Raw genomic sequence first — 23,804 nt, 5'->3', positions numbered from 1 at the left:
GTCATGCTCGCCGTCATCCTGGTCTCCGGTGAGGGCAGAGGTTGCCGTGGAGCCCGCGTGAACGCTTGTAAATTTCGGTCATCCGCCGGGGAAAAAGATGTTGTCCCAGTCGCCGACGAGGCCGGTAGGCGGCAGGCCGGCGAAAACGCGGCATTCGCGGATGAAATGGGCCTGATCGAAGTAGCCGAGTTCGTGAGCAATGTCTGTCCAGGTCCGGTGCGGGGCATCGCGGCGGGCGACCAACGCCCGGTCGAACCGGATCGTTCGGGCAAACAGTTTGGGCGTCATTCCAACCTGCGTCGCAAAGCGCCGCTGGAACTGACTGGGGCTGAGGCCGGAATTTGCAACGAGGTCCCCGATCCGCGAACGGTCCCGTACGGCGATCATCCGGCGTGACGCGACGCCAATCGCGCAGTCGGGACCGCGCTTCTCAAGCATCGTCTCAACCCAGCGTTCGACGGCGGCGACGCGCAGATTGAAGTCCGGCGCAAGGCGCACGGCGTCGCCAACGGCCGTGGCTGATTGGCCGAGGACATCGGAGGCTGCCGGGTCCTGGTTGACCAACGACGCCATGTCGATTCCAGCCAATCGGTTCAGGCCGGCCGGTTGAAACAGTATGCTGAAAACGTGGATCGAACCCGACAGACACACGTGGGCTCTGCGATAGGTTTGCGGACCGACAATGCTCGTATCGGGCGTAGCGTTCGCCTGGCCACCGTCGATGCGGACACGATATGGATCAGCCAGGTGGACAATCAGGATTTGATGCGGCCGTGCGGCGACGGGCCAGGCCAGGACCGCGCTACCCAACTCCACGCGCCTCTCCTCGAACGCGCGTAAGACGCCGCGAAGTTGTGGGTGGGGTAATGCCCGCTTGATATCCATGGAGGCCCCTCGGCGGCGGAAGCCTAGATCGAGCCGATACATGCGACAATGTCTGTCTTGCCGGCCCCCCGGGGTTGTTTGCTCCGCGCCGAGTCCGCTCTCGACCCTCGACCGACTTCTCGGTTGCATTTGCCTGGTTCAGGAATGCGCGCGGTGGCGGGTTTCTGTCCGCATTCATCCGAGGCTGCCACCAAGTCTGAGCGGCCCGCCGTCCGGATGAAGTTCGCGCAGGAACCTTGCCCTATCTGGGATGTTGGTGAGCAATTCAATAACTCAGGAGGAACTCTCATGAGAACGCTGTTACTGGCTGGTGTACTGGCGGTAGCCGGCTTCGCGATGGCCACGCCGATCTCCATTGCACCCGCGTCAGCTCAGGTTGCCGTTGATACTCCGCTCGGCGGCGTAAGAGTGGGCCCGGAGCCCCGTTACTACCGAGACTACGATCGACCCGCTTATCGCGCCTACGGATATGATCGCGGATATCGCGGATGCCGCACCGTCACGATCGAGCGTGACGACGGATCGGTCCGGAGGGTCCGTCGCTGCGACTAGCGGTACCGGACTAGAGGATCGACTTCCGTGGCTTACAAGACCGCTCGAGCCGGTTCTCGCAATCAAGGAATTGGAGCCATCGACTTGGGCCGCCGCAGTTGGCGGCCTGTTTCATTTCGCGGATGCCGCCTGTTGGCCCAAGGAGCTGGCCTAAGGCGTTGGCCCGAGGCCGGTATGCGTTCATGTCGGATTCCACGTCGCCTTCGCGGGGTAAGCGGACGTGCAGGTCACGCACTTACCGCCGCAGCGCCGGCACCACCAGGAACGGAATCAGGCCGAGCACCACATTGACCAGCGCGAAGACGATCAGCGGATTGTAGCTGTGGGTCCAGTCGTGGATCAGGCCGCCGCCCCATGAGCCAAGGCCGGAGCCGAGGCCGCTGCCGATCATGATCGTGCCGTAGATCGTGCCGACGCGCTCGCCGCGGAAGATCTTCAGCGCGGTCGCGGTGATCAGCGGGCCGCGCGAACCGATCATGCTGCCGAAGCAGATGATGAAGCCGGTCAGCAGCCAGTAGTTCGGATACCACTGCAGCAGCCAGAGCAGAATGATGCCGAGGATCGAGACGCCGTAGCTGAACAAGACCGAGGGCCGGCGGCCGATGATGCCGTCGAGGGTGGACACGCCGAGCATGCCGACGAACAGCGCGACGCCGGAGAAGCCCCAGGCGGTTGCCGCCTGTAGCGGCGGGAAGCCGACATCGATCAGATAGGCGACGATCTGCGCGGTCAGCGCATACATCGCGATCGCGGTGAAGAAGAAGGTGGAGAACAGCGCCCAGAAGGCGTGGTGGCGCATCGCGCTGAGCAGCGTCCAGCCTTCGTCGGCCAGACTGCTTTCCGTCTTCCTGACGATATGCGGCGATCCGCCGGCGAGCAGCGGCCACGGCAGAAAGACCAGCGGAACAAGCAGGCAGAGCGCGCCGATGCCGAACACCTGATAGGCCTCGCGCCAGCCGATCCGGTCGATCAAGACCTGCGACAGCGGCAACAGCAGCAACAGGCCCGCGCCGGTCGCCGAATACATCACGGCCATCGCGGTCGGCAGGCGTGGTCCGAACCAGCGGCCGAGCAGGATCGAATTCGACACATTGCCGATCAGCGCGGTGCCGAAACCGACGCAGAGTCCGACGCTGAGCTGGAATTGCCAGAGCTCTTGCGCGCGTGAAGCAACGAGGAATGCGCAACCGAGCAGCGACAGGCCCAGCGCATAGACCACGCGCGGACCCGAGCGGTCGAACAGGCGTCCGACCAGCGGCGCGGTCAGGCCGCTGGCGAGCCAGGTCAGCGAGTAGACCGACACCACAGAGGCGCGGTCCCAGCCGAAATTTTCCGAGATCGGTTTCAGGAAAACGGTGAAGCTGTCGCTAAGGCCGCGCCCAAGCACCGACAGCACGAAGCAGAGCGCGAGCACGTTCAGCGCGACGCGGGACTGCTTCGCCGGCGTTGCAAGCGTGTCGTTCGGAGGCGTGGTCTGCTGGTCCATCGCATTCTTTTCGAGCGCGATCGGACGCAAAACCGGAAGTCCACTTTTGCTGATCGCGCTCAGGCAGGGAGCGCGCTTTCCGCACTCCCTGCAACCGACAAATGCGAATGCGCCTATGCAGGCTTCAGCAGGACGTGGCGCTTCTTGCCGAGCGACAGTTTCACCACGCCTTCCGGCGTGAGATTGGCCGAAGTCAGCAACATCTTCTCGTCGGTCACGGCAGCATCGTTGACGCGCAGGCCACCGCCCTTGATCTGCCGGCGCGCTTCGCCGTTGGAAGCGACGAGCTCGGCCTTGACGAAGGCGACGAGCACGCCGACGCCGGCTTCAAATTCGCCGCGCGGAATTTCCACCGTCGGCAAAGTTTCGGCCAGCGCACCTTCCTCGAAGGTGCGGCGCGCGGTCTCGGCGGCTTCGTTCGCTGCATCGCGGCCATGGAGCAGGGCGGTAGCTTCCGTCGCCAGCACCTTCTTGGCCTCGTTGATCTCGCCGCCGGCCAGCGCTGCAAGCTTGCTGATCTCGCTCATCGGCAGGATGGTGAACAGCTTGAGGAACTTGACGACGTCGGCGTCCTCGACATTGCGCCAGTACTGCCAGAAATCGTAGGGCGAGAACTGGTCGGCGTTGAGCCACACCGCGCCCTTGGCGGTCTTGCCCATCTTGTCGCCCGAGGCGGTGGTGAGCAGCGGCGTGGTCAGCGCGAACAACTGCGGCGTGCCCATGCGGCGGCCGAGATCGACGCCGTTGACGATATTGCCCCACTGGTCGGAGCCGCCCATCTGCAGCCGGCAGCCGGCGCGGCGCGACAGCTCGACGAAGTCGTAGGCCTGGCAGACCATGTAGTTGAACTCGATGAAGCTCATCTCCTGCTCGCGCTCGAGCCGGAGCCGCACCGAGTCCATGGTCAGCATGCGGTTGACCGAGAAGTGCCGGCCGATGTCGCGCAGCATCTCGATCCAGTTCAACTTGGTCAGCCACTCGGCATTGTCGAGCATGATGGCGTCGGAAGCCCCATTGCCATAGCGCAGCACCTTGGCGAACACGCCGCGGATCGAGGCCTTGTTGGCTTCGATCTCCGCAACCGTGCGCATTGCGCGCGTCTCGTCCTTGCCGGAGGGGTCGCCGACCATCGTGGTGCCGCCGCCCATCAGCGTGATCGGCTTGTTGCCGCTCTGCTGCAGCCAGTACAGCATCATCATGGTGAGGAAGTTGCCGATGTGCAGCGACGGCGCAGTGCAGTCATAGCCGACATAGGCGGTCGCCTGGCCCTTCGCGGCAAGCGCGTCGAGGCCCTCGAAATCGGAGCACTGGTGGACGAAGCCGCGTTCCTGTAAAGTGTTCAGGAAATCCGATTTAAATGCAGTCATTTGTCGGCCAGCCAGCTCATTCTGTTTTTACGGTTTTTGCATCAATTTGCGGAACCTTGGCGCTGAGGCTGCCGCAGGCGAACGCGCAGTGGCATTATAGGATGTACTTGTTTGAGACAAGCCGGGGGTTCCCGGCTGGGGCGCTTCCAACATGATGTTAACGGCACTCGGTCTGATGAGCGGTACCTCGCTCGACGGGGTCGACGTGGCATTGATCGAGACCGATGGCCGTCAGATCAAGTCTTTCGGGCCCACGGGCTATCGGCCTTATACCGAAGGCGAGCGCAGCCTGCTGCGCCAGGCGCTGACGGAGGCGGTTCATCTGTCGCAGCGCGACGCCCGACCGGGGATTTTGCGGCAGGCCGAGCAGGCCGTCACCACGGCCCATGCCGAGGCGGTCGCCAGCTTCACGGCGCAGCACCGGATCTCCGCCCAGGATATCGACATCGTCGGGTTCCATGGCCAGACCGTGCTGCATCGCCCCGAGCGCAGGTTGACGGTGCAGATCGGCGATGCCCTGGCGCTCGCCAAGGTGATCCACATTCCGGTGATGCACGATTTCCGCGCCGCCGACGTCGAGGCCGGCGGGCAGGGCGCGCCGTTCGTGCCGGTCTACCACCGCGCGCTGGTGCAATCGCTGAACCGCGAGGGGCCGATCGTCGTCGTCAATATCGGCGGCGTCTCCAACATCACCTATATCGACGGCACGGACACGCTGATCGCCTGCGACACCGGGCCGGGCAATGCGTTGCTCGACGACTTCATGTTCCGTCAGATGCATCAGCCGTTCGACACCGCCGGAAAGTTCGCCGCGCTGGGCAAACCGGACGAGGCCTGGATCGCACAGGCGTTGAAGCTGCCGTTCTTTGCGCTGCCGCCGCCGAAATCGCTCGACCGCAACGACTTCGCGAGCCTCAAGCTCGGCGCCGTGGCGCCGGCCGATGGCGCCGCGACGCTGACCGCCTTCACTGCCGCGGCCATCGCCCGCGTCGTGCCGCTGCTGCCGAAACGGCCGAAAAGCTGGATCATCTGCGGCGGTGGCGCCTCCAACCTCACGATGATGCGGATGCTGCGCGAGCGGCTGGCGCCGGCGACCGTCGAGCCGGCCGAGGCGCTCGGCTGGGCGGCGGATGCGATCGAGGCGCAGGCGTTCGGCTTCCTTGCCGCGCGCGGCATGAAGGGCCTGCCGCTGAGCTATCCCGCCACCACGGGGGTGCCGATCCCGATGACCGGGGGCATTATCGCGCGACCGTGATTTAGATGCAAATGCATCTACCTTGACAGTTCCATGCCGTTGCATTTAATTCGATGCAGTTGCATTGAACGCGAGGTTCGTCATGGTCGCCCTGAAACTGATCAGCCACAAGCTCTGCCCCTATGTGCAACGCGCGGTGATCGCGCTGCGTGAGAAGGGCGTGCCGTTCGAGCGGATCGACATCGATCTCGCCAACAAGCCGGACTGGTTCCTGAAGATCTCGCCGCTCGGCAAGGTGCCGGTGCTGGTGGTGACGCGCGACGACGGCAAGGAGGTCGCGCTGTTCGAGAGCAATGTGATCTGCGAGTACATCGAGGAGACGCAGGCGGGGGCGAAGCTGCATCCGGAGAACGCGCTGACGCGCGCCGAGCATCGCGCCTGGATGGAGTTCGGCTCGGCCATTCTCGGCGATCTCTGGGGGCTCGAGACTGCGACAGATGCCGCGGCCTTCGAGAGCAAGCGGCAGGCGGTCGCGGCGAAATTCGCGCGCGTCGAGGCGGCGCTCGGCGCCGGTCCGTTCTTCGCCGAGCAGAATTTCAGCCTGGTGGATGCGGTGTTCGCGCCGATCTTCCGCTATTTCGATTTGTTCGACCAGCTGACCGATCTCGCTGTTTTCACGCACACGCCAAAACTTCGCGCCTGGCGCAGCGCGCTGGCACAGCGGCCGAGCGTACGCAGCGCGGTGTCGCCGGACTATCCGGCGCTGCTGCACGCGTTCCTGGTCGGCCACCGCGCGCATATGCTGAAGCTTGCCGCGTAAGCCATGTCGCACTCGGTTGCCTGGATCGCGCTCGTCGTCGCCGGCCTGCTGGACGTCGGCTGGGCGGTTTCGATGAAATATGCCGAAGGCTATACGCGGCTCGGCTGGACGCTGGTCTCGCTGCTGCTGCTCGCGGCGTTCGTGTTCCTGCTCGGACGCGCGCTGCAGGTGCTCGGCGTCGGCGTCGCCTACACGGTGTGGACCGGCATCGGCGCGGTCGGCACGCTGGCCATGGGCGTGCTGCTGTTCAACGAGGCGCTCAACCCGATGAAAGTCGCAGGGATTGCACTGGTGCTGATCGGGATTGCGGCGCTGAAGCTGGCGCCGGAATGAATCCGTAGCCCGGATGAGCGCAGCGATATCCGGGTTCTTGTCGGCCGCGCCCCGCATGTCGCTTCGCTCATGCGGGCTACGTGGAATCCGAAGCCCGGATGGAGCCAACGGGTCGCGCGAACGCGCGCCCGATGACAGGCTCCGCGCAATCCGGGGCTCTTATCCGCGGTGAGAGTGGTCCCGGATTTCGCTGCGCTCCATCCGGGCTATAGCAGCACCGTCGTCAGCGTACGTTGGCGAGACGCATGTCGAGATAGCCGGTCACCGTCTCCATCAGCGGCTCGAGCTTGCCGTCGAAGAAGTGGTTGGCGCCTGGGATGACCTGCTGGTCGATCACGATGCCCTTCTGCGTCTTCAGCTTCTCGACGAGCGTGTTGACGTCCTTGGGCGGCACCACGGCATCCTTGTCGCCGTGCACGATCAGGCCCGACGACGGGCAGGGCGCAAGGAACGAGAAGTCGTAGAGATTGGCGGGCGGCGCGATCGAGATGAATCCCTCGACCTCCGGCCGGCGCATCAGAAGCTGCATGCCGATCCATGCGCCGAACGAGAAGCCCGCAACCCAGCAGGCGCGTGCCTCCGGATTGATCGCCTGCGCCCAGTCGAGCGCGCTCGCGGCGTCGGACAATTCGCCGGTGCCGTGATCGAACGAGCCCTGGCTTCGGCCAACGCCACGGAAGTTGAAGCGCAGCACCGAGAAGCCGCGATGTGCGAACGCGTAGTAGCACTGATAGACGATCTGGTGGTTCATCGTGCCGTGGAACTGCGGATGCGGATGCAGGATCATCGCAATCGGCGCGTTCTTCTGCTTGGCCGGGTGGTAGCGGCCCTCGAGGCGGCCAGCAGGGCCGGTGAAAATGACTTCAGGCATTGTGTTCCCTTGATTGCCGCGTTCCCTTGATTGACGTCGATCAATCAACCGGTTGGAGCCATCTTCAGCGACGGTTCGCGAACAGAGCAGCTCGTGATGAAATCGGCGCAGGCACCGCCGCGCGGCACGCTGGAGGCCTTCTAGCATGACGCAAGGGGCAAAAATCAAGGAAATTGTGCCGCTTGGCGGTCGCGAATCCGCGTCGCGTTGCGCGCGTTGCCGACGCGGCGGCGGCGATCCGGATCGACACGCCGGATTGCTTCGAAGGCTACCTGAAGTTTCGGTCTGTCATAATGCTATCGCGCTCGGGGGACCGCGAACGCCGTGTCTGGCAGCGGCGCGAGGCTCCTGCCGCGCGTGAAAAATCTCCCGTGCCGGTGACGTCTGATCTGGTCTCGGTCGTCAACTGTCGTTATGTCGCAGTGAAGGCCGCAACCACGGTGGTTGCCGCGGATAGCTCCATGGCCGATCGCGTCTATCTCGACTGGAATGCCACCACGCCGCTTCGCCAGGAGGCGAAGGCGGCGATGGCTGCGGCGTGGGAATTGATCGGCAACCCGTCCTCGGTGCACAGCGAGGGACGGCGGGCGCGACGGCTGCTTGAGGAAGCCCGCAATGCTGTGGCGAAGGCGGTCGGCGGCCGGCCGCAGGACGTGGTGTTTCTCTCCGGCGGGACCGAAGCCAATGCGCTCGCACTGACGCCGGGATTGCACAGGGCTGCGGGCGCGCCGGTGCAGCGGCTCCTGGTGTCGGCGATCGAGCATGCGTCCGTGCTCGCGGGCGGTCGGTTTGCGACGGAGGCGACCGCCGCAATCCATGTCACGCGCGCCGGTGTGATCGATCTCGACCATCTGCGCGCACTGCTGGCCGACGGTCCGCCGGCTCTGGTCTCGGTGATGCTGGCGAACAACGAGACCGGTGCCATTCAGCCGGTGGCTGATGTCGCCGCAATCGTCCATGCGGCTGGCGGGCTGCTGCTCGTCGACGCGATCCAGGCGTTCGGCAAGATCCCGTTCGATCTCGCCTCGACGCAGGCCGACCTGGTGACGCTGTCGGCGCACAAGATCGGCGGACCGAAGGGCGCAGGCGCGCTGGTGCTCGCCGAGGGCGTCGAGGGCCTGGGGGCGTTTCTGCGCGGCGGCGGGCAGGAGCTCGGGCGGCGGGCTGGGACCGAGAACATCGCCGGCATCGCCGGGTTCGGTGCGGCCGCCAAGGCCGCGATGGCGGCGCTGAAGCCTGATGCGGCCCGCGTCAGGGGACTGCGCGACCGGCTCGAGCACGGGCTGCGGCAGACGCCGGACGTGCTGGTCTTCTCCGATGACGTCAAGCGGTTACCCAATACCGTCCTGTTCACGGCGCCCGGAATGAAGGCCGAGACGGCGGTCATCGGGTTCGACCTTGGGGGAATCGCGGTGTCGTCCGGTTCCGCCTGTTCGTCGGGCAAGGTCCAGCCTTCCCACGTGCTAGAGGCAATGGGATACCGTTCTGAGGTGTCCCAGGGAGCGGTGCGGCTCAGTCTTGGCTGGTCTACCACGGAGACAGACGTGGATTTGACCCTCAAGGCTTGGCGAAAGCTCGCCGATACCTTAGTTAAGGGGGAACGACGAAACACAGCTTGAACTGTTCTAAGCGGATTTCGTCAAAGCATCGTAAGAGATTTTCGGAACTTGAGATCCACCGCGGTCCTTGAAACCGCGAGCGGAGGATTGAATGCCTGCTGTACAAGAGACAGTCGAGCGCGTCCGGCGCATCGACGTCGACCAGTATCGATATGGGTTTGAGACGCTGATCGAGTCCGACAAGGCCCCGAAGGGGCTGTCGGAAGACACCGTCCGCTTCATCTCCGCAAAGAAGAATGAACCGGCCTGGATGCTGGAATGGCGCCTGGAGGCCTATCGCCGCTGGCTGACCATGACCGAGCCGACCTGGGCGCGCGTCGACTATCCGAAGATCGACTACCAGGACATCTACTACTACGCGGCGCCGAAGCCGAAGAAGACGCTGTCCTCGATCGACGAGATCGATCCGGAAATCCTCAAGACCTACGAGAAGCTCGGCATCCCCTTGCGCGAGGTCGCGATCCTCGAGGGCGTCGAGCCGCCGCCCGGCGGTGAGCAGACGCCGAACCGCAAGATCGCGGTCGATGCCGTGTTCGACTCGGTCTCGGTCGCGACCACCTTCCAGAAGGAGCTGAAGGCGGCCGGCGTGATCTTCATGCCGATCTCGGAGGCGATCCGCGAGCATCCCGAGCTGGTGCAGAAATATCTCGGCACCGTGGTGCCGACCTCCGACAATTACTTCGCGACATTGAATTCGGCTGTGTTCTCCGACGGCTCGTTCGTCTACGTGCCGCCGGGCGTGCGCTGCCCGATGGAGCTGTCGACCTATTTCCGCATCAATGAGCGCAACACAGGCCAGTTCGAGCGCACGCTGATCATCGCCGACAAGGGCTCCTACGTCTCCTATCTCGAGGGCTGCACCGCGCCGCAGCGCGACGAGAACCAGCTGCACGCCGCCGTGGTCGAGCTCGTCACGCTCGACGACGCCGAGATCAAGTATTCGACGGTGCAGAACTGGTACCCGGGCAATTCGGAAGGCAAGGGCGGCATCTACAATTTCGTCACCAAGCGTGGCGATTGCCGCGGCAGGAACTCCAAGATTTCCTGGACCCAGGTCGAGACCGGATCGGCGATCACCTGGAAATATCCGAGCTGCATCCTGCGCGGCGACAATTCGAGCGGCGAGTTCTACTCGATCGCGATCTCGAACGGTTTCCAGCAGGTCGACAGCGGCACCAAGATGATCCATCTCGGCAAGAACACGTCGAGCCGGATCATCTCCAAGGGCATCGCCGCCGGCAAGTCGCAGAACACCTATCGCGGTCTCGTCAGCGCCCATCGCAAGGCCACCGGCGCGCGCAACTACACCGCCTGCGACTCGCTTCTGATCGGCGACAAATGCGGCGCGCACACCGTGCCCTATGTCGAGGCCAAGAACTCCTCGGCGACGTTCGAGCATGAAGCGACGACGTCGAAGATTTCCGAGGACGTGCTGTTCTACTGCATCCAGCGCGGGCTCTCGCAGGAAGAAGCCGTCGGCCTCGTCGTCAACGGTTTCGTGAAGGACGTGCTGCAGCAACTGCCGATGGAGTTCGCGGTGGAAGCGCAGAAGCTGATCTCGATCAGCCTTGAAGGTTCGGTTGGCTAATCCATCCCGCTAACGGCGCGGCCGACGTGCCTCGGGGTGATGCTCAGGAAAAATCAGATGTCTCTGCTTGAAGTGAAAGATCTGCAGGTTCGTGTCGAGGAGCGTGAGATCCTCCACGGGCTGTCGCTCACGGTGAACCCGGGCGAGGTGCACGCGATCATGGGGCCGAACGGCTCCGGCAAGTCGACCCTCTCCCACGTCATCGCCGGCAAGCCGGGCTATGAAGTTACGGGCGGGCAGATCCTGTTCAGGGGCGAGGACCTGCTGGAGATGGAGCCGAACGAGCGTGCCGCCAAGGGCGTGTTCCTGGCGTTCCAGTATCCGGTCGAGATTCCCGGCGTCACCACCTGGAATTTCCTGCATGCGGCGCTCAACGCCCAGCGCAAGGCGCGCGGCGAGGACGAGATCTCTTCGCCGGCCTTCCTCAAGAAGGTCCGCGAGGTCGCCAAGTCGCTGAACATTCCACAGGACATGTTGAAGCGCGGCGTCAATGTCGGCTTTTCCGGCGGCGAAAAGAAGCGCAACGAGATTCTGCAGATGGCGCTGTTCGAGCCGGCCGTCTGCATCCTCGACGAAATGGATTCCGGCCTCGACATCGACGCGCTGCGGATCGCGGCCGACGGCGTCAATGCGCTGCGCTCGCCTGAGCGCGCGATGGTCGTGATCACCCACTATCAGCGGCTGCTCAACTACATCGTGCCCGACTTCGTGCACGTGATGTCGAAGGGCCGGGTGGTGAAGAGCGGCGGCAAGGAGCTGGCGCTGGAGCTGGAAGAGTCCGGTTACACGCAGTTCGAAGACGCTGCCTGACAAACGCGGGTTTTGTGATGAACGTTGTTGCAAAGACCGAGACCGGGCGCGCGCTGGGCGATGCATTCGCCGTGGTGCGCGACCGTCTGCCGGGTGAGGGCAAGATCGCCGATCAGCGGCGCCAGGCCTTCGAGGCTTATGAACGATCAGGCCTGCCGCATCGCCGGATTGAGGACTGGAAATACACCGACCTGCGCGCGCTGATGCGCGAGGTGCTGCCGCTCGCGGCGTCCCCGGATGATGCCGCGCTGGGCCGTGCCAGGGCCGTCGTAGAGGCCCGCGCGATCGAAGGCGTCCGGCGCCTGGTGCTGGTCGACGGCGCGTTCGCGCTTGATCTTTCCGATTGGCAGGATCTGGAGAAAGGGCTCTCGATCAATCCGCTGCGCCTCGCGCTGGAAGCCGGCGACGAGATCGTCGCGACGCAGGCTCTCGCGTCTGATGTCGCCAACCCCATGATCGCGCTGAACGGCGCGATGGCGACCGACGGTGTCGTCATCGACGTCGCCAACGGCGCGGTGCTGACCCAGCCGCTGCATATCGTGCATGTCGCATCCGGCACCGCGCCGGCCTCGACATTCACGCGGTCGTTGCTCCGGCTCGGCCGCGATACCAGCGTGACGCTGGTGGAGAGCTATCTCGCCGCCGACGGCGCCAAGGCCTACCAGACCCATGACGGACTGGTTGTTGCGATCGGTGACAACGCACGGCTCGATCACGTGCGCCTGGTCGAAGACAGCGTCGATGCCTTCAATATTTCCTCGGCGACGGTGTCGCTCGGCGCGCACGCCCATTTCAACACGTTCGGCCTGACCTCAGGCGGTCATGTCAGCCGCTATCAGCTGACGATCACCTGCGCCGGCGAGGGCTCGACGGTCGAGACCAACGGCGTCAATCTGATCAACGGCACGCAGCACGCCGACACCACGCTGTTCATGGACCACGCGGTGCCGCACTGCGCGAGCCGCGAGATCTTCCGTGCCGTCGTCGACGACCGTGCCCATTCCGTATTCCAGGGCCGCATCATCGTCCGTCCGGACGCGCAGAAGACCGACGCCAAGATGATGACCCGCGCGCTGCTGCTGTCCGACGACGCGGAAGCCGACAACAAGCCGGAGCTCGAGATCTTCGCCGACGACGTCACCTGCGGTCACGGTGCGACCACCGGCGCGCTCGACGAGAGCCTGCTGTTCTACATGCGCGCCCGCGGGCTACCCGAGAAGGAAGCGCAGGCGCTCCTGATCCAGGCCTTCGTCGGCGAGGCGATCGAGTCCATCGCCAGCGACACGTTGCGCGAGGTCGCAATTGCCACCGCGCAGCGCTGGCTTCAGGCGAGGGCGTAAGCATGCACAAGGCGGTCGCCAACGGTAGTTACGACGTCGCGCTGGTGCGGCAGGATTTCCCGGCGCTCGCCATGCAGATCTACGGCAAGCCGCTGGTCTATCTCGACAACGCAGCCTCGGCGCAGAAGCCGAATGCGGTGCTCGACCGCATGACCGAGGCCTACAAGAGCGAATACGCCAACGTGCATCGCGGCCTGCATTATCTGGCCAATGCCGCGACCGAGGCCTATGAGGGCGCCCGCGGCAAGGTCGCGAAGTTCATCAACGCCCGCCGCAGTGAAGAGATCGTCTTCACCCGCAACGTCACCGAGGCGATCAATCTGGTGGCGTCGTCCTGGGGCGGGGTGAACATCAAGGAGGGCGACGAGATCGTCCTTTCGATCATGGAGCACCACTCCAACATCGTGCCGTGGCACTTCCTCCGGGAGCGCCATGGTGCCGTGATCAAGTGGGCGCCGGTCGACGACGAGGGCAACTTCCTGATCGAGGAGTTCGAGAAGCTCCTGACCCCACGCACCAAGATCGTCGCGATCACCCAGATGTCGAACGCGCTCGGCACGCTGGTTCCGGTCAAGGACGTGATCCGGCTGGCCCACGCCCGCGGCATTCCGGTGCTGGTCGACGGCGCGCAAGGCGCGGTGCACCTGCCGATCGACGTCCAGGACCTCGATTGCGATTTTTACGCCTTCACCGGCCACAAGGTGTACGGACCGACCGGCATCGGCGCGCTCTATGCCAAGCATGAGCATCTGGTGGCGATGCGGCCGTTCAACGGCGGCGGCGAGATGATCCGTGAGGTGGCCAAGGACTGGGTCACCTATGGCGATCCGCCGCACAAGTTCGAGGCCGGAACGCCGCCGATCGTCGAGGCGATCGGGCTCGGTGCTGCGATCGACTACGTCAATTCGATCGGCAAGGAGCGCATCGCCGCGCATGAGCATGAACTGCTGACCTATGCGCAGGATCGCCTGCGCGAGATCAACTCGCTGCGCGTGATCGGAACCGCCCGCAACAAGGGACCGGTGATCTCGTTCGAAATGAAGGGCGCGCATCCCCACGATGTCGCGACCGTGATCGACCGTCAGGGCATTGCGGTGCGCGCCGGCACGCATTGCGTGATGCCGCTTTTAGAGCGGTTCAACGTCACGGCCACCTGCCGTGCATCCTTCGGGATGTATAATACTAGGGAAGAAGTCGACCATCTGGCGCAGGCGCTGATCAAGGCGCGGGAATTGTTCGCATGACCGATACAGCCGAAGTCAAGACGGCCACCATGGAAACCACCTCGGCACTGCCGGCGGAGGAGACCGAGCGCATGAGCGGCGAGATCGTCGCGGCGCTGAAGACGGTGTTCGATCCGGAAATCCCGGCCGACATCTACGAGCTCGGCCTGATCTACAAGGTCGATCTCAAGGATGATCGCTCGGTCGACATCATGATGACGTTGACCACGCCGAACTGCCCGGCTGCGGGCGAATTGCCGCAGATGGTGGAGAACGCGGTTGCCAGCGTTCCCGGTGTCGGCGTCGTCAACGTCAATCTGGTCTGGGATCCGGCCTGGACGCCGGACCGGATGTCGGACGAGGCGCGCCTCGTCCTCAATATGTGGTGATGCGTTAGGGGATTGGACTTAGGCTCAAGAAGAACGGCAATTGATTTGCCGCTGGGACTGACCACATGAGTGACATGACGCAAGCTTCACCAACCCCAGCCAAGCCGAAGCGGCCCCGCCCGCAGGTCATGAAATTGACCGATGCCGCGGCGGAGCGGATCACCGAGCTGACCAAGCGCGCCGATTCCGAGATCGTCGGGCTGCGCGTCGGCATCAAGAATGGCGGCTGCGCCGGCCAATCCTATACCGTCGAATACGCCCACGAGATCCGCCCGACCGACGAAGTGGTCGAGGACAAGGGCGTGAAGATCCTGGTCGATCCGAAGGCCGTGCTGTTCCTGCTTGGAACCGAGATGGACTATGTGGCCGACAAGATGCAGGCCCAGTTCGTGTTCAACAACCCGAACCAGATCTCCGCGTGCGGTTGCGGCGAATCGGTGCAGCTCAAGCCGGCCACGGTCTAGTCGATCGCCAGCCACAAGCGCCGTTCCTCATCCTGAGGAGCCGCGCGTCGCGCGGCGTCGCGAAGGATGGCTGCGAGTCGGAGTTGGGGCCTCATGGTTCGAGACGCGCGTTCCGCGCTCCTCACCATGAGGAGCGATAGTGGGGCGGACATCACATGGACCGCGAATTCCTCACCGACCTGTTCGCCGACTTCGGCCCGGTGACGCTGCGCCGGATGTTCTCCGGCTACGGTATCTCGGCTGACGGCACCAATTTCGCGCTGGCCCTGCGGGCTGGGCTTTATTTCCGTGCCGATGAGGAGACCATCCCGCAATTCGAGGCGGAAGGCTGCGGACCGTTCCAGTATCAGACGCGTTCCAAGACGGTGACGGTGAACTCCTACTGGCAGCTGCCGGCACGGCTGTTCGATGATTCGGAAGAACTCGCTGTCTGGGCACGGTCGGCGCTCGGCGCCGCCCAGCGTGCCGCGTTGCGCAAGCGGCCGAGGAAACGAGCGGCCGCGCGAAAGTCGAAGGTGCCTGAGAAGAAGGCTGCTGCAAGGAAGGCTACTGGCAAGAAAGCAGCTGCGAGAAAGGCGGTTGCGAAGGGGCCGTCGGCGAAGAAGAAGCGATCGGCAAGGAAGCGCTCCTCATCCTGAGGCAGCCAATCCATCCACGTCATTGCGAGCGAAGCGAAGCAATCCATGATTCCGCATATGCGGTTGCGGTGGATTGCTTCGCTTCGCTCGCAATGACGGTGGAGGAAGTGAGGGAGATCACGCCACGCGGGTCTGGATCTCGGTGCTGTATTCCGGATCGGCCTCGCAGATCACGCGGTTGCGGCCGGCGCGCTTGGCGGCATAGAGGCAAGCGTCGGCGCGCTCGATCAGCGAGTCGGTATCGTCGGACGGCTTCAGCATGGAGACGCCGACCGAGATCGTGACACGGCCGAGGATCTCGCCGGTCGACTTCTTCTTCAGCTCCTTGGCCATCACGGCGCGGCGGATGTGGTCGGCGACCGTCAGCGCCTGCCGCAGCGCCGTGTTGGGCAGCACCACGGCGAATTCCTCGCCGCCATAGCGGGCGGTGATGTCCTGGCCCTTGATGTTCTGCTTCAGCGACTGCGCCACCAGCCGCAGCACCTGGTCGCCGGTGAGATGGCCGTAGGAGTCGTTGAACGACTTGAAGTGGTCGATGTCGAACATCAGGAGCGACAGCGGTTCGCCGCTGGCGAGCGCGGCCTGCACCGCCATGTCGATCGAGCGGTCGAAATATTTCCGGTTGCCGAGGCCGGTGAGCGGATCGGTCAGGCTCTCGGCGCGGATCGCCTCGAGGCTGTGTTGCAGGTCGCTGATCTCCGACTTCGACAGCGCGAGCCGGTTCTCCAATGCCTGATTGGTCTCGCGCATCTCGCGCGTCGATTTTGCCAGGCTATCGACGATTGCCTTGATGTGATCGCGGGTGGTCGCGCTCGCGAGCTTGTCGCTGGCGCCGACGAGGCTGGCGTCATAGGTCGCGGACACGCCGAGCGCGTCGGTGATCAGCTTCATGACGGCGTCGATCTCGCCGATGACGCGCGCGCCGACCTTGTCGATGCGGTCCGAGGTCTTGATGTGCGAAAGGTAGGTTTCGTAGATCTGCTCGAGATCGGATTCAGAGAGCTTGCCGCTGCGGGCCAGCGTCTCGTTGATGACCTTGTTGAGCGGCGCGTTGTATCCGGTCGCGTAGACGTACCAGATTTCGTAGTTGCGGGGGACTGCGGTCTGGCGAAGCGAGCGGATCTGGCCAAGTGCGACTTCGGCAAAGGCCAACGTACGTTCGTGTTCGTCCAGCAGCTTGACCACTGTCACGCCCTCAATGCACGCAATGCCGATTAAGCCCGGCAGCAATGACTAAACTATTGGGGCGAGGGTACGGGACGAGAGTGAAGGCAAGGTAAATAGTGGAACTACGGGGAAGCCGGTTGCGACGACCATGCGGCGCGCCCGATTCTTGTCCGTCTTGAGCGGCACTTTCGGACGCTTTTCGTTTGCCCGCATTGCGATGCGAAAACTGCGCGCATTTGCTTCAAACGCCGGGAAATCGACGTGTGCACCGGTCGCGGGCGGCAACAGAGATTGGCTGGACTACCGCCGCTGGCGCGGCGGCATCGGAGCAGACCTTACGCGCGTGCGCGCACAGGTCGCAGCAGGAAGGCGGGCAGGTGCGAATGATCGGCGGGCTCGTGGTCCACCTCGCGCTGCGGCCGCCGTGGCTCGGCACGCCCGATCGACGGCACGTGCGACGGAGCGGCCTGCGGAGCCGAATTGCGGCCGTGGCGCGGTTCACGCTCCGGCTTCGCTGCGCGCTCTTCGCGGGGCTCCCGCTCGCGACGCGCTTCGCGTTCACCGTGACGCGGCTCGCGCTCACCGTCACGCGGCTCGCGTTCACGTCGCGGCTTGCGGCCGCCACGGGCGCCGTCGCGCGAACCTTCGCGGCTGCGCGAGCGGCGCGGCGCGGCGTCCTCGTCGGAGCCCTCGCTGTGAACGGTGTAGTCGCCCTCGGCGCGCGGGATCGGCTGGCCGATCAGCTTCTCGATCGCAGTCATCGATTTGCTATCGAGCGAGGTGACGATGGAGATCGCGGTGCCGGTGCGTCCGGCGCGGCCGGTACGGCCAATGCGGTGGACGTAATCGTCCGGGTGGTGCGGGACGTCGAAATTGAAGACGTGGCTCACCGCGGGAATGTCGAGACCGCGGGCGGCGACGTCGGAGGCGACGAGCAGCGGAATCTCGCCCTTGCGGAATTGATCGAGGGCCGCGGTGCGGGCGGATTGATCCATATCACCGTGCAGGGCGCCGACACTGAAGCCGTGCTTCTGGAGTGATTTGTGAAGGACGGCGACTTCGCGCTTGCGATTGCAGAAGATAATCGCGTTGTTGAGATCCTTGGCGTCGCGCAGCAGGCGGCGGAGGATCTCGCGCTTGTCATGCGCTTCGCGACCGGCCGGGACCTGCAATTGCGTGACGGTGACGGCGGTGGTCGCGGGTTTGGAAACTTCGATCCGGGCCGGATTGTGCAGGAAGGCCTCGGTGATGCGGCTGATCTCCGGGGGCATCGTCGCGGTGAAGAACAGGGTTTGCCGCGTAAAGGGGACGAGCTTGCAGATGCGTTCGATGTCGGGAATGAAACCCATGTCGAGCATGCGGTCGGCTTCGTCGATCACCAGCAGCTCGACGCCGGTGAGCAGCAATCCGCCGCGTTCGGTGTGGTCGAGCAGGCGGCCGGGCGTTGCGATCAGGACATCGACGCCGCGCATCAGCTTGGAGTCCTGGTCGCCGAACGAGACACCGCCGATCAGCAGCGCCACGTTCAATTTCTGACCGGCGCCGTATTTGTCGAACTGCTCCTTCACCTGCGCGGCAAGCTCGCGGGTCGGCTCGAGGATCAGGGTGCGGGGCATCCGTGCCCGGGCGCGGCCCTTCTCGAGCAGAGTGAGCATCGGGAGAACGAAGGCAGCGGTCTTGCCGGTGCCGGTCTGGGCAATGCCGAGGACGTCGCGCCGGGCGAGGACGTGCGGGATTGCCTGTTCCTGGATGGGAGTGGGGGTGGTGTAACCGGTGGCCGCAACTGCGGCGAGGACCTTATCGGACAGGCCGAGATTGGAAAAAGACATTGAGCCTCTGGTCGAAACCGCCGTTCGGCATCGCAGGTAAAAGGCTGTCGCGTTCGGCCCCGAAACGGCTCGCTTTTCTATAAAGCTCGGGGGCTCTGACTAACGCTGACGGACGGCAAACCTGACGAATCGCGTTTCGATCCGAGGGCCGCGTTGCCTCGCAACATAGGGGCGAAACCGGTAAAGTCAATCTTGGAACCGGCCGGATAGCCCAAAAAGCTTAACGTTTTGACTGAAATAAGCGTCTTTTTCGTCATTTGGCGGTCAAATGAATCACGACCCGGCCCCGGACGGCGAGGCCGCCACGGGGGCTTCCACGCTGTTTTTCATCCTGAATTCGCCGGGCGTCAGGCCTTCGGATGCGCCGAAGATCCGGTAGAAGGTGGCAAGGCTGCCGAACCCGCAGGCGAGGGCGATGTCGGCGATCGGCCGCGGCGGCTTTTCGCAAAGCAGCCTTCGGCTCTCGCGCAGGCGCTGGGCTGTGACGGTCTGCGAAAAGCTCGTCCCGGTCGCTTCGAACAAAACGTGCAGGTAGCGCACCGAGACGCCGAGCATCTCGGCGACCATGCTTGGCGACAGCGCCGGCTTTGCCAGGTGACGAGTGATCAGGCGGCGCGCGAGGCTGAGCCGGCCGACGCGCAGCGCCTGCTGCGCGCGGCGGCTGCCCGGCCTGATCGCGCCGCGCTCGATCAGCGCAAGGTCCGCCACGATCTTGACCAGCGCAGGAATGCTCGCGGTATCACCGGCCTCCGTCGCTTCCTTGAAGTCGGCGAGGCAGGCTTCGAGCAGCGGCGCCCAGCCGCGATTGCTGGTCGCCGGTGATCCCTGACGGGCAGGCTCAGATGCCTGGATTTGATCCGCCCGCAGGTCCGCGGCATGGAGAGGAAAGCGCGTGGCGCCTGTAGCTAGCGTTTCCTGGCTGTGATCCCCGCGCTTACCGCGCATCGTGACTGATCCCTCGCTCTGCATGAGAGCGCGCGTCGCCGGTAAGGAAATTTGCTGTGCCGAACCCGGACGAAGCGCCGCAGTGGTTCTGGCGAAATGGTCGGAAAATATCTTCTCAATGCGCGCAGGCTGATCACTTCGGTTCACCGAAGGTCGGATCGCGCGGCGGTGTGAAATTCAAGGAGGTGAAGGGGGCGGCCGAGCCACGGCAAATTGCGAGCGCGGTGTCCCGGCCAGTCCGGACGGGCGCTCAGGCCGTTTGCGCGCGGTAGTCGCCCGGCGTCATGGACTCGGATGCATTGAAGAGGCGGTAGAACGTCGCAAGGCTCTCGAAGCCGCAGGCAAAGGCGACCTCGGCGATCGTTTGCCTCGGCTGCTCGCGGAGCAGGCGGCGGCTTTGTTCGAGCCGGAGCGTGGTGACGGTCTCCGAGAAGCTCATCTCGGTCTCCTCGAACAAGATGTGCAGGTGACGGACCGAGATGCCGAGCAAGCCGGCAATCAGGGTTGGCGACAGCGCCGCACGCGCCAGATGGCGCCGGATCAGGCGGCGGGCCAGCGACAAATGGGCGGTTCGCAAGGCCTGCTGCGCGAGGCGGCTCTTCGGCCGCATCATACCGCGCTCGATCAGCGCGATATGGGCCAGCGCCTGCACCATTGGAGCCGTGCCTGCCGCCCCGGCATCGTTGCTTTCGATGAGGTCGCGGAAGCATGATTCCAGCAGGGTCCGCAGCGCGGTCTCATCCTGCATGGGCCTGGGGACGAGTTCGCCGAGCTCGGCGCCCGGCGGGACGATGTTCGTCACCGGGACCTTGATGATGCGCAGGTGGAAGCCGTCGTCGTGCAGGGGGACCGTGCGATAGGGCAGGTCCGAATAGCTGGTCGCGAACATGCCGTCGCGAACGGCGAATTCATCGAGCCGCGCGCCGCCGAACCAGCCGCCGCCGCCAAGCTGCTGGTAGATGCACAGGCTGTCGCTGGCCGCGTCGGCGATGTCGCCCGTGCGCCGCTCGACGCGGTACGGCGAGGCGCGCAGCTCGACCAGCCCGGCATCGCCGAGCTTGCGCAGCGAGAATTCGCCGAAGAAGTCGCGGCGCCGGTCGGCTTCCAGCTCGGCGGTGACGCCGAACAGCCCCTTGGCGCGGACCTCGCGCCAATAGTCGAAGCGATCCTTGGGATCGACTTGATCAGTAGACCATGTGTGCACGGAAAAGCCGTTGCGACGTGCGGAGAGCTCGAGCCGGATGGAGCCACAAATCTATCACGCGGGCCGTAAAAAGAAACTTGACCTAAGACGGATCGGCCCCCTCATTTCGGCCTGGCGTGGCCGGCCGGAACGGCCGCCCGCGGTCGGCCTTGAACCGGCCAAACGGCTGCTCCGACTATTAGGCGGCGGTCGTACGGGCGGCGTACTTGTCGTGCAGGCGGGAAAACGGGATGAAGAGTTGGCTTTCGAGAGTTTCGGCGATGCTTTGGGCAGTTGCATTTGTCGCATCGGCCGCGCCCGCCCAGGCCGAAAAGCGCGTCGCGCTGGTGATCGGCAACAATGACTACAGGAACGTGCCCAGGCTGCAGAAGGCGGTCAACGACGCCCGCACCATGGGCGACACGCTGAAGCAGCTCGGCTTCAGCGTCATGGTGGCCGAGAACCTCAACCGGCAGGCGTTCTCCGAGACGCTGCTCGCGTTCGACCGCGCCGTGGAACCTGGCGATACCGCGTTCTTCTTCTATGCCGGCCACGGCTTCGAGATCGCCGGCCAGAATTTCCTGCTGCCGACCGACGTCCCGGCCGCCACCGAAGGGCAGGAGGAATTGGTGCGCGACGCCTCGGTTCTCGCCGACCGCATCGTCGAGCGCTTGCAGAACAAGAAGGCGCGGACCTCGATCCTGGTGTTCGACGCCTGCCGCAACAATCCGTTCGAGCGCGCCGGCACGCGCGCGGTCGCCGGCGGCGGTGGCCTCGCGCCAATGACGCAGCTGCCGGAGGGCGTGTTCTCGGTGTTTTCGGCGGGGCCGCGCCAGACCGCGCTCGACCGTCTTTCGAACGACGACGCCAATCCCAATTCGGTGTTCACGCGGACCTTCGCCAAGGAGCTGCTGCAGCCCGGCGAGAATCTCGTGCAGGTCGCGCAGCGCACGCGGCGCCTGGTCAGCGAGATGGCCGAGACCGTGAAGCACAAGCAGATCCCGGTCTATTTCGACCAGATGGTCGACGACGTCTTCCTGAACGGGATCGCCAAGGGGCAGGCCGAGGCGGCCAGGCCGTCCGCGCCGCCGCAGCAGGTGGCCGCGCTGCCGCCGGTCGCGGTGCCGAAGCTGCCGAAGGAAGATTCGATCAACGCGCCGATCGCGAGCTTCTCGCGGCATAATGGCGGCTGGACCGTGGTGTTCTCGATCGCCGATCCGACGCTCGGGATTTCCTGGCGGATCGGCGACAGCGGCGATTTCCGCGAAACCGGTTTCATCGACACGCTCGATCCGCGCACGCGCAAGCGGATGCCCAATCCGTCGGTCGAGCTGCCGGCCGATGCGCCGGCCGCGACGATCGAGATTCGCTATGTCGATACGCAAGGCATGATGCAGGGGCCGTTCCCGATCAAGTTCGATCCCGACGCCGCGCTGATCCGCGACCAGCGCAAGATTCTCGACATGACCGCGACCAGCTGGCTGTCATTCCGCGAGTTCAACGGGCTGCTGGTCTACTATACGCACCTGATGTCGTATCGCTGCGCGATCCGCGAGGTGCGCATCGGCATCGACACCGCGGTGCCGGACAAGGTCCTGAAGATGCCACCCTGCAATTCGCGCGATCCCAGCGCGATCCCGTCCGACGCGCAGCCCTATCTGAAGCTTGCGCCGCAGACCAAGGCGGTCTCGGTCGAGCTGACCTATCGCGACGGCAGCGTGTCGGAAATCAAGACCTTCAGGCGTTAGCCTTGCATCCTTGCCGCCGGATCCGCGTTACAATCGGGTCCTGAAGGGCGAGGCAGCGGTGAGGACGGCATCATGGATGCAGGCAATCCGGCAGGGCCGAACACGCGTCAGATCAGGGTCCGCTGCTGCGTGGTCGGCGGCGGGCCGGCCGGAATGATGCTTGGCTATCTGCTCGGACGCGCCGGGGTCGATGTCGTGGTGCTGGAGAAGCACGCCGACTTCTTCCGCGATTTCCGCGGCGACACCGTGCATCCGTCGACCCTGCAGGTGATGGACGAACTCGGCCTGATCGACGGCTTCCTGAAGCTGCCGCATCAGGACATTCAGACGCTCGACGGCATGTTCGGCGGCACCTCGGTGCGGATCGCCGACCTCCGTCGCCTCAGCGTCAAATATCCCTTCATCGCGATGATGCCGCAGTGGGACTTCCTCAATTTCCTGCGCGAGAGCGGCAGGCGCTTCCCTTCGCTGAAGGTGCTGATGAAGGCCGAGGCGACCGATCTGATCCGGCGCGGCGACGCTGTCGCGGGCGTGCTTGCAAGCACGCCCGATGGCCCGGTTGAGATCGAAGCGGATCTCACCATCGGCTGCGACGGACGTCATTCGATCGTGCGCGAGCGCGCCGGCCTCGACGTCGAGGAGATCGGCGCGCCGATGGACGTCTTGTGGTTTCGCGTCGGGCGGCGTCCGGATGAGACCGAGAATCTGTTCGCCCGCGTCGAGCACGGCAAGATGATGGTGACGTTCGATCGCGGCGACTACTGGCAATGCGCCTATGTGATCGCCAAGGGCCAATACGAGGCCGTGAAGGCGAGGGGATTGCCGGCGCTGCTCGACGACGTGCTGCGGCTGGCGCCGATCCTCAAGGCCGGCATTGCCGACGTGAAGAGCTTTGACGACGTCAAGCTGCTCACGGTCGCGATCAATCGCCTGACGCGCTGGACCCGTCCCGGCCTGCTCTGCATCGGCGACGCCGCGCATGCGATGTCGCCGATCGGCGGCGTCGGCGTCAACCTCGCGGTGCAGGATGCGGTCGCGACCGCCAACATCCTGGCGGCGAAGCTCGTTCGCGGCGTGCCGTCGGAAGACGAACTCGATGCGGTGCGGCGTCGCCGCGAATTCCCGGTGCGCGTGACGCAGCGCATGCAGGTGATTGCGCAGAACAACATCATCAGCGCGGCGCTGAAGGCCGGCGATCAGCCGGTGCCGCTGGCGCTGCGGTTGATCACGGCAATGCCCTGGCTGCAGGGCCTCACCGCACGTCTGGTCGCCATCGGGGTGCGGCCGGAGCACGTGCATTCGCCGGCCGCAGGCTGAAACGCGCGTCGCGCGATGGGAAGAGAGCTCGTGTT

At 64.7% G+C, this 23,804-nt stretch carries 21 protein-coding genes; 13 read left to right on the top strand and 8 right to left on the bottom strand.

Annotation, left to right across the window (positions count from 1 at the left end):
* Positions 1-78: 78 nt before the first annotated feature.
* From IF803_RS04100 to tyrS, 3 genes are all read right to left on the bottom strand, one after another.
* On the bottom strand, positions 79-885 hold the full coding sequence (locus IF803_RS04100) for a helix-turn-helix domain-containing protein (protein WP_461191357.1): 807 nt from the start codon (positions 883-885) through the stop codon (positions 79-81).
* A gap of 787 nt (positions 886-1,672) precedes the next feature.
* Complete coding sequence (locus tag IF803_RS04095) at positions 1,673-2,923, bottom strand: MFS transporter (protein WP_461191356.1); 1,251 nt, start codon at positions 2,921-2,923, stop codon at positions 1,673-1,675.
* A 113-nt stretch (positions 2,924-3,036) separates the two neighbouring features.
* A complete protein-coding gene (gene tyrS, locus IF803_RS04090; RefSeq protein WP_461191355.1) occupies positions 3,037-4,290 on the bottom strand; it encodes a tyrosine--tRNA ligase in 1,254 nt (417 codons plus the stop codon).
* Between the two features lie 151 nt (positions 4,291-4,441).
* Between tyrS and IF803_RS04085 the strand changes: the two genes are divergently transcribed.
* The 3 genes from IF803_RS04085 to IF803_RS04075 all read left to right on the top strand — a co-directional run bounded on the left by IF803_RS04085 (position 4,442) and on the right by IF803_RS04075 (position 6,638).
* Positions 4,442-5,545: an anhydro-N-acetylmuramic acid kinase gene (locus tag IF803_RS04085; protein ID WP_461191354.1), complete on the top strand. Its 1,104-nt coding sequence runs from the start codon at positions 4,442-4,444 to the stop codon at positions 5,543-5,545.
* A gap of 82 nt (positions 5,546-5,627) precedes the next feature.
* Positions 5,628-6,305 carry a glutathione S-transferase family protein gene (locus IF803_RS04080; protein ID WP_461191353.1) on the top strand — a complete coding sequence of 226 codons (678 nt, stop codon included), beginning with the start codon at positions 5,628-5,630 and terminating at the stop codon, positions 6,303-6,305.
* Positions 6,306-6,308: 3 nt separating this feature from the next.
* A complete protein-coding gene (locus IF803_RS04075) occupies positions 6,309-6,638 on the top strand; it encodes a DMT family transporter (RefSeq protein WP_461191352.1) in 330 nt (109 codons plus the stop codon).
* 223 nt (positions 6,639-6,861) lie between these two features.
* Here IF803_RS04075 and IF803_RS04070 read toward each other — a convergent pair whose 3' ends face one another.
* The gene (locus IF803_RS04070; protein WP_016843213.1) at positions 6,862-7,509 is read right to left on the bottom strand and encodes an alpha/beta hydrolase; all 648 of its coding nucleotides are present in this window, start codon (positions 7,507-7,509) and stop codon (positions 6,862-6,864) included.
* 461 nt (positions 7,510-7,970) lie between these two features.
* Here IF803_RS04070 and IF803_RS04065 point away from each other — a divergent pair, with 461 nt between their 5' ends.
* From IF803_RS04065 to IF803_RS04030, 8 genes are all read left to right on the top strand, one after another.
* On the top strand, positions 7,971-9,128 hold the full coding sequence (locus IF803_RS04065; protein ID WP_461191351.1) for a cysteine desulfurase family protein: 1,158 nt from the start codon (positions 7,971-7,973) through the stop codon (positions 9,126-9,128).
* Positions 9,129-9,219: 91 nt separating this feature from the next.
* Complete coding sequence (gene sufB, locus IF803_RS04060) at positions 9,220-10,716, top strand: Fe-S cluster assembly protein SufB (protein WP_038380064.1); 1,497 nt, start codon at positions 9,220-9,222, stop codon at positions 10,714-10,716.
* Positions 10,717-10,773: 57 nt separating this feature from the next.
* A complete protein-coding gene (sufC, locus tag IF803_RS04055; RefSeq protein WP_028342146.1) occupies positions 10,774-11,526 on the top strand; it encodes a Fe-S cluster assembly ATPase SufC in 753 nt (250 codons plus the stop codon).
* 17 nt (positions 11,527-11,543) lie between these two features.
* Complete coding sequence (gene sufD / locus IF803_RS04050; protein WP_461191350.1) at positions 11,544-12,866, top strand: Fe-S cluster assembly protein SufD; 1,323 nt, start codon at positions 11,544-11,546, stop codon at positions 12,864-12,866.
* A 2-nt stretch (positions 12,867-12,868) separates the two neighbouring features.
* Positions 12,869-14,110 (top strand): cysteine desulfurase, encoded by a 1,242-nt coding sequence (locus IF803_RS04045; RefSeq protein ID WP_461191349.1) that lies wholly within the window; start codon positions 12,869-12,871, stop codon positions 14,108-14,110.
* Complete coding sequence (locus tag IF803_RS04040; RefSeq protein ID WP_016845787.1) at positions 14,107-14,478, top strand: SUF system Fe-S cluster assembly protein; 372 nt, start codon at positions 14,107-14,109, stop codon at positions 14,476-14,478. Before IF803_RS04045 ends, IF803_RS04040 begins: the two co-directional genes overlap by 4 nt.
* A 74-nt stretch (positions 14,479-14,552) precedes the next feature.
* The gene (locus IF803_RS04035) at positions 14,553-14,942 is read left to right on the top strand and encodes a HesB/IscA family protein (RefSeq protein ID WP_028342142.1); all 390 of its coding nucleotides are present in this window, start codon (positions 14,553-14,555) and stop codon (positions 14,940-14,942) included.
* Positions 14,943-15,097: 155 nt separating this feature from the next.
* Positions 15,098-15,580 carry a TfoX/Sxy family protein gene (locus IF803_RS04030; RefSeq protein ID WP_461191348.1) on the top strand — a complete coding sequence of 161 codons (483 nt, stop codon included), beginning with the start codon at positions 15,098-15,100 and terminating at the stop codon, positions 15,578-15,580.
* Between the two features lie 117 nt (positions 15,581-15,697).
* Here IF803_RS04030 and IF803_RS04025 read toward each other — a convergent pair whose 3' ends face one another.
* From IF803_RS04025 to IF803_RS04010, 4 genes are all read right to left on the bottom strand, one after another.
* A complete protein-coding gene (locus IF803_RS04025; RefSeq protein ID WP_028342140.1) occupies positions 15,698-16,765 on the bottom strand; it encodes a GGDEF domain-containing protein in 1,068 nt (355 codons plus the stop codon).
* A 317-nt stretch (positions 16,766-17,082) separates the two neighbouring features.
* The gene (locus IF803_RS04020) at positions 17,083-18,576 is read right to left on the bottom strand and encodes a DEAD/DEAH box helicase (protein WP_461191347.1); all 1,494 of its coding nucleotides are present in this window, start codon (positions 18,574-18,576) and stop codon (positions 17,083-17,085) included.
* Between the two features lie 273 nt (positions 18,577-18,849).
* On the bottom strand, positions 18,850-19,668 hold the full coding sequence (locus tag IF803_RS04015; protein ID WP_461191346.1) for a helix-turn-helix transcriptional regulator: 819 nt from the start codon (positions 19,666-19,668) through the stop codon (positions 18,850-18,852).
* Between the two features lie 103 nt (positions 19,669-19,771).
* Positions 19,772-20,725, bottom strand: coding sequence for a helix-turn-helix transcriptional regulator (locus IF803_RS04010; RefSeq protein WP_304500105.1), 954 nt, complete (start codon positions 20,723-20,725; stop codon positions 19,772-19,774).
* 260 nt (positions 20,726-20,985) lie between these two features.
* On the opposite strand from IF803_RS04010, the gene IF803_RS04005 reads away from it, so the two are divergent.
* Together IF803_RS04005 and IF803_RS04000 are read left to right on the top strand one after the other, a co-directional pair.
* Complete coding sequence (locus tag IF803_RS04005; protein ID WP_461191345.1) at positions 20,986-22,452, top strand: caspase family protein; 1,467 nt, start codon at positions 20,986-20,988, stop codon at positions 22,450-22,452.
* A 72-nt stretch (positions 22,453-22,524) separates the two neighbouring features.
* Positions 22,525-23,769, top strand: coding sequence for an FAD-dependent oxidoreductase (locus IF803_RS04000; RefSeq protein ID WP_461191344.1), 1,245 nt, complete (start codon positions 22,525-22,527; stop codon positions 23,767-23,769).
* Positions 23,770-23,804: the final 35 nt, after the last annotated feature.

The organism is Bradyrhizobium sp. UFLA06-06, from assembly GCF_054820065.1.
The sequence above is the reverse complement of the archived record's forward strand: the minus strand, read 5'-3'. Positions and strand labels throughout refer to the sequence as shown.

Bases quoted from the DNA above. Each gene is read 5' to 3' on its own strand.
- IF803_RS04100 (WP_461191357.1), bottom strand. From the start codon at position 885: ATGGATATCAAGCGGGCATTACCCCACCCACAACTTCGCGGCGTCTTA.
- IF803_RS04095 (WP_461191356.1), bottom strand. From the start codon at position 2,923: ATGGACCAGCAGACCACGCCTCCGAACGACACGCTTGCAACGCCGGCG.
- tyrS (WP_461191355.1), bottom strand. From the start codon at position 4,290: ATGACTGCATTTAAATCGGATTTCCTGAACACTTTACAGGAACGCGGC.
- IF803_RS04085 (WP_461191354.1), top strand. From the start codon at position 4,442: ATGATGTTAACGGCACTCGGTCTGATGAGCGGTACCTCGCTCGACGGG.
- IF803_RS04080 (WP_461191353.1), top strand. From the start codon at position 5,628: ATGGTCGCCCTGAAACTGATCAGCCACAAGCTCTGCCCCTATGTGCAA.
- IF803_RS04075 (WP_461191352.1), top strand. From the start codon at position 6,309: ATGTCGCACTCGGTTGCCTGGATCGCGCTCGTCGTCGCCGGCCTGCTG.
- IF803_RS04070 (WP_016843213.1), bottom strand. From the start codon at position 7,509: ATGCCTGAAGTCATTTTCACCGGCCCTGCTGGCCGCCTCGAGGGCCGC.
- IF803_RS04065 (WP_461191351.1), top strand. From the start codon at position 7,971: ATGGCCGATCGCGTCTATCTCGACTGGAATGCCACCACGCCGCTTCGC.
- sufB (WP_038380064.1), top strand. From the start codon at position 9,220: ATGCCTGCTGTACAAGAGACAGTCGAGCGCGTCCGGCGCATCGACGTC.
- sufC (WP_028342146.1), top strand. From the start codon at position 10,774: ATGTCTCTGCTTGAAGTGAAAGATCTGCAGGTTCGTGTCGAGGAGCGT.
- sufD (WP_461191350.1), top strand. From the start codon at position 11,544: ATGAACGTTGTTGCAAAGACCGAGACCGGGCGCGCGCTGGGCGATGCA.
- IF803_RS04045 (WP_461191349.1), top strand. From the start codon at position 12,869: ATGCACAAGGCGGTCGCCAACGGTAGTTACGACGTCGCGCTGGTGCGG.
- IF803_RS04040 (WP_016845787.1), top strand. From the start codon at position 14,107: ATGACCGATACAGCCGAAGTCAAGACGGCCACCATGGAAACCACCTCG.
- IF803_RS04035 (WP_028342142.1), top strand. From the start codon at position 14,553: ATGACGCAAGCTTCACCAACCCCAGCCAAGCCGAAGCGGCCCCGCCCG.
- IF803_RS04030 (WP_461191348.1), top strand. From the start codon at position 15,098: ATGGACCGCGAATTCCTCACCGACCTGTTCGCCGACTTCGGCCCGGTG.
- IF803_RS04020 (WP_461191347.1), bottom strand. From the start codon at position 18,576: ATGTCTTTTTCCAATCTCGGCCTGTCCGATAAGGTCCTCGCCGCAGTT.
- IF803_RS04005 (WP_461191345.1), top strand. From the start codon at position 20,986: ATGCTTTGGGCAGTTGCATTTGTCGCATCGGCCGCGCCCGCCCAGGCC.
- IF803_RS04000 (WP_461191344.1), top strand. From the start codon at position 22,525: ATGGATGCAGGCAATCCGGCAGGGCCGAACACGCGTCAGATCAGGGTC.